We start from the raw sequence: 12,898 nt of genomic DNA, 5'->3' as shown, positions 1-12,898 counted from the left end.
CGGCGGTGACGGGCCGGCCGGGCTCAGTCCAGAACGTGCCGCAGGTAGGACCGCGGGTCGGCCAGGTAGCGGCGCCAGTGCTCGACCAGGGCGAGCTCGTCCCAAGCCGTCCGGCGCATGCCGTGGTCGCCGACCTCGATGATGTCCGCGCCGGGCAGGGCGGTCAGCAGCGGAGAGTGCGTGGCGCAGATGACCTGGCCCCCGTCCTTCACCAGCCGGTCGATATGTCCGAGCAGCTCCAGGCACGAGGTGAACGACAGCGCCGCCTCCGGCTCGTCCATCACATACAGGCCGGGCTGGAGGAACTTCCCCCGGAACGCCGCGAGGAAGCCCTCGCCGTGGCTGACCGAATCCGGCGCGAACCCTTCCCGGTCCAGCGCGTCCAGCGCCGTCTCGGCGCGCAGGAAGAATCCCTTGCGGGCGCGCCAGCTGCTCAGCATGTGGCGTCCGCGCGGTGCCGCGTCGAAGCGGATCCGCTCGCCCAGCACCGACTTCGGGCGGTGACTGGCATAGCGCCAGTCGTGCGAGCCGCCCCAGGAGTCCAGCCCGAAGCCTTCGGCGAGAGCCTCGACCAGGGTCGACTTGCCCGATCCGTTCTCACCGACCAGGTAGGTCACCGGCGCGGTGAGCCGCATTCCCTCCGCCACGAGTCCTCGCACACAGGGCACGGACCACGGCCATTCCCCCTCGTCCTCGCCGGGCGAGACACCGGATACGTGCGCGCGTTCGACGATCACGCCCCGAGTTTCCCATGAAGCCGCGCGTAGTGAACCGTGGACGGCGGTAGCAAGCGGCGCTCGCAGGCCCATACTGGAGACAATGACAAAGCCAGTTGCATCGAAGCGCATTCTGCCCACCAGCCCCTTCAAGGCCCCGGTCGCACCGCCGCCCAAGCACTTCGCGGTGGGCGACCAGGTCACGCACGACATGTACGGTCTCGGCCGAGTGATCGGCATCGAGGACGGAATCGCGGTACTCGTGGATTTCGGTTCGGCGCAGGAACGGATCCTGAGCCCGTACGCCAAGATGAGCAAGCTGTAGTCGCACCTGTAACTGTGGCCGAGGCCGCCGCCGCGACCGATGTCGCAGCCATGGCAACGGCTCCAGGACCGCCGGGCCCGGTCACCCCACGCACATGCCAGACCCCTTCATGGCCCCGCACCGAATCGGAGACCTCTCATCGACACGACCTCGCTGTTCTCCGCCCCGGAAGGGGCGCCGCGCCAGGCCACGGCAGCGTCCCCCCGTCCGGAGGCGGACCCCTTCCAGGCCCCGGACTTCGGGGAGGACGAGTCCTTCCTGTTCGAGGATGCGCACGCATCCTTCCCGGACCTGGACACGGGTACGCCCCACCGCTAGGCGCGCTAGGCCGCAGCCGTGTGAACAGGCACGACAGACCCCGGACTGCATGGCAGCCGGGGTCTTCGCCGTGCCGCGGGCCCGGCTCCCCGGTCGGGCGCCCCGGCTCCCGCGGACAGGCCTGCCGAGACGTCCGACCGGGACTTCGAGGGCCGGGCCTCCCGGCTCCTGGCCGGCGCCGAGCCTGTTCGTCACCGGTCCACGGCCCGCCGCGATCTCCCGCACGTCCCGGGACGCCACTGCCGGGGCAGAACGTTCCCGCTGGACGCCGTCCGCCGTGCCGCCGCGGGATTCCGGCCCGGTGCGACCGAACCGGCCGCTCCGCCTGGTACTCACCGCGCTTCCTGCGCACGTTCCACGATCGCTACGGCCTCCACGGAGGCGGACCCGAACCCGCCTCCGGGTCCACCTCCGGGTCCGCGGGCATTCCCGGCCCGGCCTCCGCGCGGCGGCCACAGCCTCGGCCGCCCCACATGGAGAAGCCGACGGGGTCCGGCCTCGGCGGCCCGTGACCCGGTGGCAGCCGGACCCCCGCCCGCTCCACGGCCGCTCCACGGCCGCCGAGGAACGCCGTGCCACGTGGCCGGCGGGGCCATGCACACGAGCCCCCCCTGGTCCGTGAGTCCCTCGCCCGTCTCCTGCCGGTGCCGGGGCCGCTCAGGGTTCGATGCGCAGGGGGTGGGACTCGGTCACCTGGTCCACTTCCGAGACCCTGATCGTCGCCTTCATCGTCCAGGTGCCCGGCAGGGGGAGGTTGAGGTTACTGGTGGCCCAGTAGCCACCGCGGTCGGTCAGTCCGGCGTCGATGGGGCCGATGTCCTTCTCGGCGAGGGTGAAGGAGAGGCGGAGTTCGGGGACCGAGTCCAGGGCGCCGGTGGGGCTGAAGGCCACCGCCTGAATGCCGTTCTCACCCACCTGGCCCGGGTCCAGAGTGATCTGCACGCTGCCCTTCCCGCCGGGGACGTCGAGGGCGTACGGGATCGTGACCACCGTCGCCGGGGGCAGTCCGGCGATCGGGGCTGCCTCGGTCGCCGCGGCCTCGGCCTCCGCCCGGGCCGGGAGGGTGCTGGTCAGCACCGTCGTGACCAGCAGCACCACGACCGCCACCACCGCTTCCACCAGGACGGAGACGCGCAGGGCGCGGCGGTGGCGGTCGAGTGCCGGCTCGTCCGGGCCGGACGGGCCGGACGGGCCGGACGGGCCGGACGGGCCGGACGGGCCGGACGGGCCGGACGGGCCGGACGAGGCAGGCGGGTCGGACGGGTCGGACGGGGCAGGCGGGTCGGACGGGGTGGACGGGCCGGACGGGCCGGACGAGGCAGGCGGGTCGGACGGGTCGGACGGGGCAGGCGGGTCGGACGGGGTGGACGGGTCGGACGGGGTGGACGGGTCGGACGGGGCGTTCCGGTCGGGCGAGTCCGGGCCCGGCGACGGGGAGTCCGTGGCGCCGTCGCCGGTGGCGGGCAGCCCGGGGCCCGTGGACGGTGCCTTGTCGGGAGTGGCGGAGGCCACCAGTTCCGGTATCCGTTCCCGCACGGCCGCCACCGTCCTTTCTCCGACTTTCTCCGTCTCGTGCTCCACGGTCGAGGCTGCCGAGGCCGCCGTCACCAGGCCGAGCGTCAGCCGGCGGGACAGGCCCGCCGCCAGCAGCAGTGCGGCCGTCACCACGAGCTTGACGACCAGTGTGTTCCCGTACGACGAGTCCGCGAGCGCCGACCAGGAGCCGAGGCCCCGCCAGGACTGGTAGACGCCGGTGACGACGAGGACCGTCACCGAGAGGAAGGCGAGGCGGGAGAAGCGGGTGACCGTGGCGACGGGCGGCGGGGTGTCGGCGCGGAACAGGATGACGAGCAGCGCCGTGAGGCCGCCGAGCCAGCAGGCCATCGCCAGCAGGTGCAGTACGGACGACGTCATCGCCACCGGAACCTGGATACCGGCCGAGGCGTGCTCGGCCGACGCCCACGTCAACGCGAGGGCGACGGCCAGGACGGTGCCCAGGGCGAGCAAGGCGGGCGGTGTCCGGCCGTCCGGCTCCCCCTGGCCCTGCCGCAGGCGGGGCAGCCGCAGGAGGACCGCCGCCACCAGTGCCAGCAGGGCGAGCCGGGTCAGCAGCGCGATGCCCGGACGCGCGGTGAGAACGCCGGCGAAGGCCGAGAGGTCGAACGCGGTCGCCGGGGACGTCCCGTTCTCGTACGGAGCCCTCAGCACGAGCAGGACCGCGGTGGACGTCAGCAGCGTCCACCAGCCGGTGACCAGCGGCATCCGCAGCGGGGCGGTGTCCGGCGGCCGGCACAGGGCCGCGAACGCCACCGTGCCGATGAGCAGCGCGGCGGCGATGTACGCGAGATGGCGGCCGGTGTCGTAGAGGCTCGCGGTGATCGGGTGCTCCGCCGGGGTCGCGGGCGCCACCGGTGCGGTGGGCGAGGGTGTGCCGATGGAGAAGGTGAAGGCACCGGAGACGGGGTGGCTGTCCGCGGAGACCACCCGCCAGGCGACCGTGTAGGTGCCGTCGTCGAGCCCGCCGGGCAGGCCGACGCGCGCGGTGTCGGACCTGCCGTCGGCGTGCTCGGGTTCGCCCAGCTTCACCCGGTGGTTGTCGGGGCTGTAGACGCGGAACGAGTCGTCGAGCAGGGCGACGGACTCCGTGAAGGTCACGGTGACGTGCTGCGGGGCGGACTTGACGACGCTTCCGTCCTCGGGGACGGCTCCGCGGACGGCCGCGTGCGCACTCGCCGGTCCGGCGCTGCCAAGGAGGAGCAGGACCAGCACGGTACCCAGCAGCACCAGCCCTTGAAGCCGCCGGACTCCGCGACCGGACGTTCCGCGACCGGACGTTCCGTGATCCGTTGCCCGGCGGCCCGCTCTGTCGCCCCGCCCGCCCGCACCTCGTCCGCCACTGTCGCTCGCCGCCTCGCTGCGCCGTCGCTGCACGTCGTTCCCACCTCCCCGGCCATCCGGCTGTCCGGCCATCCGGCTGTCCGGCTGTCCGGCCACCCAGATGTCCGGCCATCCTGCTTCAGATGGGGTACGGACGGGGGGCGCGGAATGCTCACCGCCCGGCGGAACGACGATCCGCCGGCCGGTCGGCATCACCGGCCTCGGAAAGCCACCTCCCGGGTGAGAAAAGCGAGTTGGGCCTTCTTCTCCGGCAGGTACACGTCCGGCAGATCGATCTCGGGCAGGACGACCTCGGGGCCCGCCGTGAAACCCTGCCGCAGGAAGCGGGCGACCGCCTTCTCGTTGGCCACGTCCGGGTCGACCACCACGCGCCTGCGGTCCAGGCCCAGCAGGGCGAACCCGACCATGACGGCCAGCAGCGCGCCGGTCCAGCCGGAACGCGCCCCCTCCGGGCCGACCGGTGCGAGCAGCAGGTGGAGGCCTATGTCGCCGGGCTCGACGGGGTAGCAGTCGCCGACCCGGTCGGCCTCCGGCTCGTACGTCTGGAGCAGCGCGGCCGGCTCGCCGTCCTTGACGACGAGGTACGCGTGGTGGGTGTCGAGCGTGTCCATATGGGCGTAGATATCGGCCACTTGCCGCTCGGTGAGGCCGTTCATGCCCCAGAAGACGGCGCGTTCACCGCTCACCCAGCGGTGCAGGACGGCCGCGTCCACCGCCGGGTCGAGCGGCAGCACGCGTACGGAGCCGAAGCCGTCGGCCGTGTGCTCGTGAACGGCCGCGCGGGACGCGTACGGGTCAGCCATCGGTCTCCTCCTGAAGCTCATCGAGCTCGTCGAGTTCATCGGTCTCCTCATGAGCGCCCCGGTCCCGGCCCCCGCCCCCGTCCCCGTCCCGGACCACGTTCTCCCTGCGGAGCCCGTCCCAGTCGGTGACGACCGGGACGAGGTCTCCCGCGAGCCACAGCGGCAGCTGGTCGCGGTGGTGGGGCGAGTCCGGGACGCCCGAGGCGCCGAACGGCACCACCCAGCGGCTGTCCTCGCGGCGGGCCAGGTCCCAGACGTAGCGGGCGGCCGAACCGCGCGCCGCGAGGTCGGTGAGGCCGGGCACGGAGGAGGTGGACAGCACGCAGTCGTGGTCGCCGGACAGCGCGGGTTCGTCGTACGGCGTCGTGGGCGCCACGGCTCGCCAGGGCGCCAGCCGGTGGGTGTCGCCCCAGGTGCCGGCCGGTGGCCGGGCGGCCACCTCCTCCAGTGCCGCGCGCACCGCCGCCGGACGGTCGATGCCGTACAGCTCCTTCGCGGTCAGAAGGTGTTCGAGCGCGTAGCCGATCCGCGGGACCAGCGCGAGCCAGGGCTGGAACACCTCCGGGCAGTCCGGGGGCGTGGCCAGCCGGGCGAACGCGGGATGCCGCGCGAGCCGCCGTACGAGCGTGCCGCGCACCGCCGCGTAAAGCGCCGCGCCGGTGCTGTCCGCGTCCATGTGCCGGTCCCAGTCCAGCAGCCGGTCGCGCAGGCCGGCCGCCGGACCGGTCAGATCGTCGAGGACGGCCACATGGTCCAGCAGGGCGGTGGCGGAGGCGAGATGGGTGTCCGTGTGGAGGGCGGGCATCTCGGCGGCCGACCAGCGTTCCCGCCGTGCGAGCAGCGCGGCGATACGGTCGGCGCGGTGCGGCGCGGCGAACTCGACGCCGAGGGGGGCCGCCGGGCCGCGTTGGTTCGCCATCACGGCGACGCCGTCGGTCAGGCCGGCGCGCGGCGGCTCGTGCCACCCCTGCCAGTCGTGGCCGGGCTCCCACGCGGGCACCGGACGGATCCGGTTGGCCTCGGCCCGCACCGGCACCCGTCCGGCCACCCGGTGCAGCGTGCCGCCCTCGGTGTCGGCGGCCTGGACCACGTTGACCGGCTCGGCCCACAGATCGACGGCCCGGTCCACGTCGGCGACCCGGCGGGCCCGCAGCAACGGCAGCAGGGCGCCGAAGCCCAGGTCACCGGTGACGCGGGGCGGGTAACGCAGGGCGACGGCGACCGGAGGAACACCGGGCTCGGACACACCGTCCTCCAGGCCCTCGGGGCCACCGATGATCACCGGCCCCCGGTCGGTCTCGATCACCTCGACCTCGACCGGGTCCTCGCCGGCGACCTCGATGGTCTCGGTGTGCCGGGCGGCCCGGTGCCAGACACCATCCGGACCGAGCGCTTCCACGCCCGCGCCGGTGCGGCGCAACTGCTCCCGGTACAGGTCCTGGTAGTCGGCCATGGCGTTGGTGATCGCCCAGGCGACCGAGCCGGTGTGGCCGAAGTGGGCGATGCCGGGAACACCGGGCACGGCGATGCCGACGACGTCGAACTCCGGGCAGGACAGGTGGATCTGCTGATAGACGCCGGGGTCCTCGATGAAGCGGTGCGGATCCCCCGCGATCACCGCCCGCCCGGTCACCGTCCGCTCCCCGGCGACCAGCCAGCCGTTGCTTCCGGAGGTGCCGGGACCGTCGGCGGCGAACAGTCCGACGGCGTCCCGCCCGAGACACTCGACGACCCGCTCGCGCCAGAGCTTCGCGGGGAACCCGGCGAACAGGATGTGCGTGGAGAGCCACACCGCGAGCGGCGTCCAGGGCTCCCAGCGGCCGGGCCTGAGGGCGACACGGGCGAATTCGGGAGCCGCGGCGAATCCGGGTACCGCGGAGGGCCCGGGGGCCGGGGAAGGCCCGGAGACCGGGGAAGGCCCGGAGACCGGGGAAGGCCCGGAGACCGGGGAAGGCCCGGAGACCGGGGAAGGCCCGGAGACCGGGGAGTGGGAAGCGCCCGGGGCCGCCAGCCCCTCGTTGACCCCCTCCACGTACGCCCGGAGCCACTGCCCCGTCTCCGGGTCCCGCCGGTCCAGTTCGGCGAGGCAGCGGCGGGCCGTGTCGGTCAGGCGGGCCCGGCGGGCGAGGCGGTCCCAGGAGAGGGCCTCGGGGCCGAGGAAGGACGCCGAGGTGCCCTGCGCCCTGTGCCGTTCGGTCTCCAGTTGCCAGGCCCGGTCGAGGGCGGTGACCCGGCCCTGGAGACGGGCGAGTTCGACGGCGTCACCCGCGCGCAGATGCGGAATGCCCCAGGCGTCCCGGAAGATCTCGCCGGCCACTGTGCCCCCATTCACTTTAGGTTAGGCTCCCCTAAGTGAGCCGTGGCGGAATCGTACGCGAAAGGTGAACGCGCGATGAGGCAGGGGCGGGGCTGGGAGTGCGCGGTCCTCAAGCTGATGCGCGCCAGGGACTTCGAGTTCACGGTGACGCGCGCCGAGGACATCACCCCCGACTACCGGCGGCTGCGCTGCACCGACGGCGGCATGCTCGCCTCGACCGGCGTCCACCCGACGATGTGGGTGCGGCTGTGGTTCGACAACGCGGGCAAGCCGCACCAGCGGGCGTACACCCTCGTCGACCCCGACCCGGCGGCCGGCACCTTCGCTCTGGAGTTCGCCCTGCACGAGGGGTGCGCCGGCGACTGGGCGCGGGCGGCGAAACCCGGGGACACCATCGGGGCGACCGTCCAGGGGACGGGCTTCGAGTTGCCGGCTCCCGCGCCCTCGCACGTCTTCGTGGTGGGGGACCCGGCCTCCCTCCCGGCCATCAACTCCCTGCTGAGCGCCCTGGGATCCGCACCGGCGACCATCTGGTTCGAGGGCACCCTGGACGGGCTGCCCTGCCTGGCCGACCCCGAGCGGCACGAGGTGCGCGAGGTCCCGCGCCTCGGCTCCGGCGCCCACCTCGTCGAGCGGGTCCGGGCCGACCTGCCCGACCTGCTGCGGGCCCACCCCGACCCGTACGTCTGGGTCGCCTGCGACACCGCGACCACCCGGACCCTGTCGGCGTTCCTGCGCAAGGAGCTGGGCGTGTCCAAGCAGCGGATGCACGCCCTGGGGTACTGGCGCACGAGCTGACCCGTGGACACACCGGTCAGCGGGGCACGGACATCACCCTCGCCTCACCCAGGGCCCTGTCGCCGCCGACGACACCGGCCCGACGCCGGGCCTCGACGCCGACGGTGCCCGGCACGGGGTGGGCGCCGGCGAGGAGCTGCTGAAGCTGCTGAAACTGCTGAAGAACCTGCCCGGGCCGGCCGGCAGAAGGCGCGGGCCCTCCTCATCCATTCCTGCTTCATCCCGTTCCAGGACGTTTTTTCCCGTTTCGTACTCCGCCGCCATGGCTGCGCCCGGAACGTCTGGGCCGGTAGGCTTTCCGTGTGATCTTCAAGCGCATCGGAAACGGCCGGCCGTACCCCGACCACGGCCGGGAAAGCACCCGGTCGTGGGCGGACGTCGCGCCGCGCCCGGTCCGCCTCGATCAGCTCGTCACGACGAAGCAACAGCTCGACCTCGAGACCCTCCTCGCCGAGGACTCGACCTTCTACGGCGACCTCTTCGCGCACGTCGTGAAGTGGCAGGGCGATCTGTATCTGGAGGACGGGCTGCACCGCGCGGTACGGGCGGCGCTCCAGCAGCGCCAGGTGCTGCACGCACGCGTCCTCGATCTGGGCTGACGCTCCCCTCCCGCAGACCGGTGCCCCACCGGCCGGGGCGCGGGCGGATCCGGCCGGAGTGCGGGTGACACCCGCCGGTACACGGCGGGCATCCGTCGGTACACGGCGGGCACCGGCACGTCATCGAGGCCCCTCGATCCCACCGGACGCACCTCTTTCGGCACGGGGTTTGACCCTTTCGGGTTGGACTGCGCACTATCGAATGATCATCTGGTAGGCATCGCCGCCGGAGCGCATTACGCTGCGCCCATGAGCATGCTGACTCCTCCCGGCATGGGCGGCCAGTACCAGATCCGGGGTGACAAGTACCCGCGGATGCGCCGACCCCGACGCCGCGGCAAGCTCGTCGTCCTGGCCATCGCCTCCGTCACGGCGCTCGGCGTGGCCGGCTGGGGCACACTGCAGCTCTTCGACGTCTTCACCGGTGGCGGCAACCCCGCCTCCGCGGTCGGCGTCAAGGCGGGCTGTGCCACCAAGGCGAGCCCCTCGCCCAGCCCGAGCCCCAGTACCGCGCTGCCCGGACCCGACCGGATCACGGTCAACGTCCTCAACGCCACGACCAGGTCCGGCCTGGCCCAGAAGACCGCCGACGAGCTGAAGAAGCGCGGTTTCAAGATCGGCGACGTCGGCAACGCGGCCAAGGAGTACGACAAGAAGGTCAAGGGCACCGGTGTGCTCCTCGGCCCCCCGTCCGCCCTCAAGACCTCGCTGCCGGTGCTCGGCACCCAGCTCGCCGACGCCGAACGCCGCACCGAGGCCTCCCGCAAGGGCGGCGAGATCGACCTGATCATCGGCGACGCCTTCACCCGGCTGACGGTCAAGGCGGACGCCGACCGGGCCCTGGCCGCGCTGAACGACCCCGAGCCCGAACCCACCGCGAAGAAGAGCTGCTGACGCCAGAGGCAGAGACAAAGGCAGGAACAGAAGCAGGAGCGAAGCAGGAGCAGAGACGGCCGCCTCCGAGCTCGAGGACGGAGCTCGGAGGCGGCCGCTTCGTCCTGTGGTCGTCACGCGGTCGCCCTGTGGCCGTCGCGCGAACGGGTGGACCGGTCCGGTACCGCCCGCCCGTACGCGTACCCGCGGCGGACGGCCTACTCGGCGGCCCCGTACATCCGGTCCCCCGCGTCTCCGAGGCCCGGCACGATGTAGCCGTGCTCGTTGAGGCGCTCGTCGACCGACGCCGTCACGACGGTCACCGGCGTGCCGGCCAGCTCGCGCTCCATGAGCTCGACGCCCTCGGGGGCGGCCAGCAGCACCACCGCGGTCACATCGTCCGCGCCCCGCTTGATCAGCTCCTGGATCGCGGCGACCAGCGTGCCGCCGGTGGCGAGCATCGGGTCCAGCACGTACACCTGACGCCCGGAGAGGTCCTCCGGCATCCGGGTGGTGTACGTCGAGGCCTGCAGCGTCTCCTCGTTGCGGATCATGCCGAGGAAACCCACCTCGGCGGTCGGCAGCAGCCTGACCATGCCGTCCAGCATGCCGAGACCGGCCCGCAGGATCGGTACCACCAGCGGGCGCGGGTGGGAGAGCTTGACGCCCGTGGTCCGCTCCACCGGCGTCTGGATGTCGACCTGCTCGGTGCGCACGTCACGCGTGGCCTCGTAAGCGAGGAGGGTGACCAGCTCGTCGGCGAGACGGCGGAAGGTCGCGGAGTCGGTGCGCTGGTCGCGCAGCGTGGTGAGCTTGTGTGCGACCAGGGGGTGGTCGACGACGTGGAGACGCATGTCCCCACATTAACCGGGCGGGACAGGGCCCGGCGCCCCCCGCACACGGCAAGCCCCGCTGCCCGCCGCCACTCCCTCGCTGGCGTCAAACCGTCCGTCCGGGGGAAAGTGGGAGAGACGGACTGGGGTGATGAAGCAATGCCTGAGCGGAATTCCCGAGACGCGCCGTCGGCACGCGAGACATCCGGCGCCCCGCGCGGCGCGCCCGACGCGCCCGACGCGCCCGACGTGACCCGCGCATCGAGGGTGTCCGGGGTGTCCGGGGTACCCGGCATGACCGGACCGCCCGGGGCGGACGAGACGGACGCCGAGCGGCGGCGGCGGCGCGCCCGGTTCCTGCGCGAACTCGCCGAAGCCCGGGAACTGCGCGACCGGGTCCAGCCGCGCCGCGCCAAGGCGGCCCGGCTGCGGCACGCGATGCGCATGCGGACCTTCCGCTGGTAGGAGGCCCACGGCCGCAGGACGGGACGCTCCTGGTGAACGGGATGTCGTGAGCACGGTGGACACAGGCCCGGCTGCGGGAAGAGCACGGCCCATGCGGGTGTTTGCCTCGTGGCCGTACGAGCGCGGGAGTCCGATCCGCGTACGATCCGCTGTGGCGGCGGCGAGCGCGCCGACGGGTCCCGGGCAGGCTCCGGGGGACACTCGGCGGCACGGGGTCAAAACTGCCGGACACAGGGAGCCGAAGACGTCCCCTGTCGGCCTTGTTTCTGCCACGATTCCGAATGGGCGGGGCTCGTAGAGCACTCCTCGTCCACACACCGCCGCCGGGGGGATTCCCGACCGGCACACCTAAGACCAGTGGGAGAGTCACGGTGTACTTCGCCGCACTGCTCGCGCGCACCGAAGACGGGTGGGAAGCGAGCGACACGGAGCTCGACGATGTGGAGACCCTGTCGGATCTGGCCGACCTGGCCAGGGAAGCCGCCCCCGACGAGGACACGGTGCTCGTGCTGATCGAGCAGGAGAACGGCTGGTTCGGCGTCGTCCGCGTGGACGGCGAGGACGACCCTCGTATCTACGTGTCCGACGCCGCGGCCGCCGCCCGCAGCAGCTACGGCGAGATCCTGCTCACCGACGAGCTGCTCGGCCGGGAACCCGGGGTCGACGGCCCCGACCTGGACGCCCTCGACCTCGACGGCACGGAGGACGGTGAACCGGACGGCACCGGCACCGGCGAGGACGGCACGGCGGACGCCGGTTCCGCGGATTCCGTACCGCACGGGCCGGTCGGTGACGCCCTGGTCCTGGACGACCTGGGCGTGAGCGAGAAGGACCTGCGCTCGCTGTCCGGGGACGCCCTCGGTGAGATCGCCGAGGTCCTGGGCGCCGCAGAGGTCCTGGAGACCGTCCGCTGACCGGGCCCACCCCGCCCGACCCGGTGCGCGATCCGGTGCCCGACCCGGTGCGCGATCCTTGGCGGGCCGCGATGCGGCTCGCCCTGGACGAGGCCGAGCGGGCCGTCCGGAGCGGGGACGTACCCGTCGGCGCGGTCGTCCTGGCACCGGACGGCAGCACCGTGCTGGCCTCCGGGCACAACGAACGCGAGGCCGCCCGCGACCCCACCGCGCACGCGGAACTGCTCGCCCTCCGGCGGGCCGCCACGACGCTGGGACAGTGGCGGCTGACCGACTGCACCCTCGTGGTGACGCTGGAGCCCTGCACCATGTGCGCGGGCGCGATCCAGCAGTCCCGGATCGACCGGATCGTCTACGGCGCCCGGGACGAGAAGGCGGGCGCGGTCGGCTCCCTCTGGGACGTCGTCCGCGACCGGCGGCTCAACCACCGGCCCGAAGTGGTCGAAGGAGTGCTCGCCGAGGAGTGCGCACGCCTGCTCACGGCGTTCTTCCGGAACCGCTGACGCGGGGCCGCCGCACCTCGAATACCGATTTCGAACCATCGCGCCGTGTGCTGTAAGGTCTCTCCCGGTAGCGTGTCCGAGCGGCCGAAGGAGCTCGCCTCGAAAGCGAGTGTGGCGCAAGTCACCGTGGGTTCAAATCCCACCGCTACCGCTGGTGAACGAAGGGCCCGGTCCGATGGACCGGGCCCTTCGCACGTCTCCGTCTCAGTTTGCGTCTCAGTTGCGACGGCCCATCCGCCGGCTGTCTGCTGAATCCGTCGAAACTCCTGACGACCTCACCCGGAGACAGTTGCGGCAGCATGATCGAGGATCATGCCCGTCTCTCGCCCTGCAGGGCGGGCCGCTTGGTGCCGGGCCGGAGGGGAAAGACGTGCCAGCCGCGTTCGGCGGCGTCCAGCGCCGCGGACCGCAGCGCGGTACGGGGGCCTTGGGCCACGCTGGAGGTCTCCAGTTCCTTGGTTGGGCGCTGGTCACTCAGGGCGGACCCGGAATTCGGCGAGACGGGGCCACCCTTGGCGTAGCCGGGACTGTCCGGC

12 protein-coding genes, 1 tRNA gene and 1 pseudogene are annotated in these 12,898 nt (G+C 72.9%); 8 read left to right on the top strand and 6 right to left on the bottom strand.

Annotated elements, in window-relative coordinates:
* Nucleotides 1–23 precede the first annotated feature (23 nt).
* Nucleotides 24–737: an AAA family ATPase gene (locus tag V4Y04_RS19230; protein WP_332429430.1), complete on the bottom strand. Its 714-nt coding sequence runs from the start codon at nucleotides 735–737 to the stop codon at nucleotides 24–26.
* 82 nt (nucleotides 738–819) lie between these two features.
* On the opposite strand from V4Y04_RS19230, the gene V4Y04_RS19225 reads away from it, so the two are divergent.
* Nucleotides 820–1,041 (top strand): hypothetical protein, encoded by a 222-nt coding sequence (locus tag V4Y04_RS19225; protein ID WP_332429429.1) that lies wholly within the window; start codon nucleotides 820–822, stop codon nucleotides 1,039–1,041.
* Nucleotides 1,042–2,016: 975 nt separating this feature from the next.
* Here V4Y04_RS19225 and V4Y04_RS19220 read toward each other — a convergent pair.
* From V4Y04_RS19220 to V4Y04_RS19210, 3 genes are all read right to left on the bottom strand, one after another.
* Nucleotides 2,017–4,143 carry a copper resistance CopC/CopD family protein gene (locus V4Y04_RS19220; protein ID WP_332429428.1) on the bottom strand — a complete coding sequence of 709 codons (2,127 nt, stop codon included), beginning with the start codon at nucleotides 4,141–4,143 and terminating at the stop codon, nucleotides 2,017–2,019.
* A 305-nt stretch (nucleotides 4,144–4,448) separates the two neighbouring features.
* On the bottom strand, nucleotides 4,449–5,060 hold the full coding sequence (locus tag V4Y04_RS19215) for a GNAT family N-acetyltransferase (protein ID WP_332429427.1): 612 nt from the start codon (nucleotides 5,058–5,060) through the stop codon (nucleotides 4,449–4,451).
* Nucleotides 5,053–7,377: a penicillin acylase family protein gene (locus tag V4Y04_RS19210; protein ID WP_332432913.1), complete on the bottom strand. Its 2,325-nt coding sequence runs from the start codon at nucleotides 7,375–7,377 to the stop codon at nucleotides 5,053–5,055. The genes V4Y04_RS19215 and V4Y04_RS19210 overlap by 8 nt, the downstream gene beginning before the upstream one ends.
* A 75-nt stretch (nucleotides 7,378–7,452) precedes the next feature.
* Here V4Y04_RS19210 and V4Y04_RS19205 point away from each other — a divergent pair, with 75 nt between their 5' ends.
* The 3 genes from V4Y04_RS19205 to V4Y04_RS19195 all read left to right on the top strand — a co-directional run bounded on the left by V4Y04_RS19205 (nucleotide 7,453) and on the right by V4Y04_RS19195 (nucleotide 9,668).
* Complete coding sequence (locus V4Y04_RS19205; protein ID WP_332429426.1) at nucleotides 7,453–8,175, top strand: siderophore-interacting protein; 723 nt, start codon at nucleotides 7,453–7,455, stop codon at nucleotides 8,173–8,175.
* Between the two features lie 302 nt (nucleotides 8,176–8,477).
* Nucleotides 8,478–8,774, top strand: a complete 297-nt coding sequence (locus V4Y04_RS19200) for a type II toxin-antitoxin system VapB family antitoxin (protein ID WP_055572735.1) — start codon at nucleotides 8,478–8,480, stop codon at nucleotides 8,772–8,774.
* 273 nt (nucleotides 8,775–9,047) lie between these two features.
* Nucleotides 9,048–9,668 (top strand): LytR C-terminal domain-containing protein, encoded by a 621-nt coding sequence (locus V4Y04_RS19195; protein WP_332432912.1) that lies wholly within the window; start codon nucleotides 9,048–9,050, stop codon nucleotides 9,666–9,668.
* A 197-nt stretch (nucleotides 9,669–9,865) separates the two neighbouring features.
* Here the strand turns inward: V4Y04_RS19195 and upp are convergent, their stop codons facing one another.
* The gene (gene upp, locus V4Y04_RS19190; RefSeq protein ID WP_332429425.1) at nucleotides 9,866–10,501 is read right to left on the bottom strand and encodes a uracil phosphoribosyltransferase; all 636 of its coding nucleotides are present in this window, start codon (nucleotides 10,499–10,501) and stop codon (nucleotides 9,866–9,868) included.
* A 273-nt stretch (nucleotides 10,502–10,774) separates the two neighbouring features.
* Between upp and V4Y04_RS19185 the strand changes: the two genes are divergently transcribed.
* The 4 genes from V4Y04_RS19185 to V4Y04_RS19170 all read left to right on the top strand — a co-directional run bounded on the left by V4Y04_RS19185 (nucleotide 10,775) and on the right by V4Y04_RS19170 (nucleotide 12,513).
* A complete protein-coding gene (locus tag V4Y04_RS19185; RefSeq protein ID WP_332429424.1) occupies nucleotides 10,775–10,945 on the top strand; it encodes a hypothetical protein in 171 nt (56 codons plus the stop codon).
* Between the two features lie 371 nt (nucleotides 10,946–11,316).
* Entirely contained in the window at nucleotides 11,317–11,859 is a 543-nt protein-coding gene (locus tag V4Y04_RS19180) for a tRNA adenosine deaminase-associated protein (protein WP_332429423.1), read from the top strand.
* Between the two features lie 71 nt (nucleotides 11,860–11,930).
* Nucleotides 11,931–12,362 (top strand): tRNA adenosine(34) deaminase TadA, encoded by a 432-nt coding sequence (tadA, locus tag V4Y04_RS19175; RefSeq protein WP_332432911.1) that lies wholly within the window; start codon nucleotides 11,931–11,933, stop codon nucleotides 12,360–12,362.
* 66 nt (nucleotides 12,363–12,428) lie between these two features.
* Nucleotides 12,429–12,513: transfer RNA gene (locus tag V4Y04_RS19170), tRNA-Ser, on the top strand.
* 171 nt (nucleotides 12,514–12,684) lie between these two features.
* On the opposite strand, the pseudogene V4Y04_RS19165 reads toward V4Y04_RS19170, so the two are convergent.
* Nucleotides 12,685–12,798 (bottom strand): annotated as a pseudogene (locus V4Y04_RS19165) (bifunctional DNA primase/polymerase); the annotation flags it as partial.
* Between the last annotated feature and the right edge of the window lie 100 nt (nucleotides 12,799–12,898).

Origin of the sequence: Streptomyces sp. P9-A2 (assembly GCF_036634175.1) — a bacterium.
Lineage (GTDB): Bacteria > Actinomycetota > Actinomycetes > Streptomycetales > Streptomycetaceae > Streptomyces > Streptomyces pratens.
The sequence above is the reverse complement of the archived record's forward strand: the minus strand, read 5'-3'. Positions and strand labels throughout refer to the sequence as shown.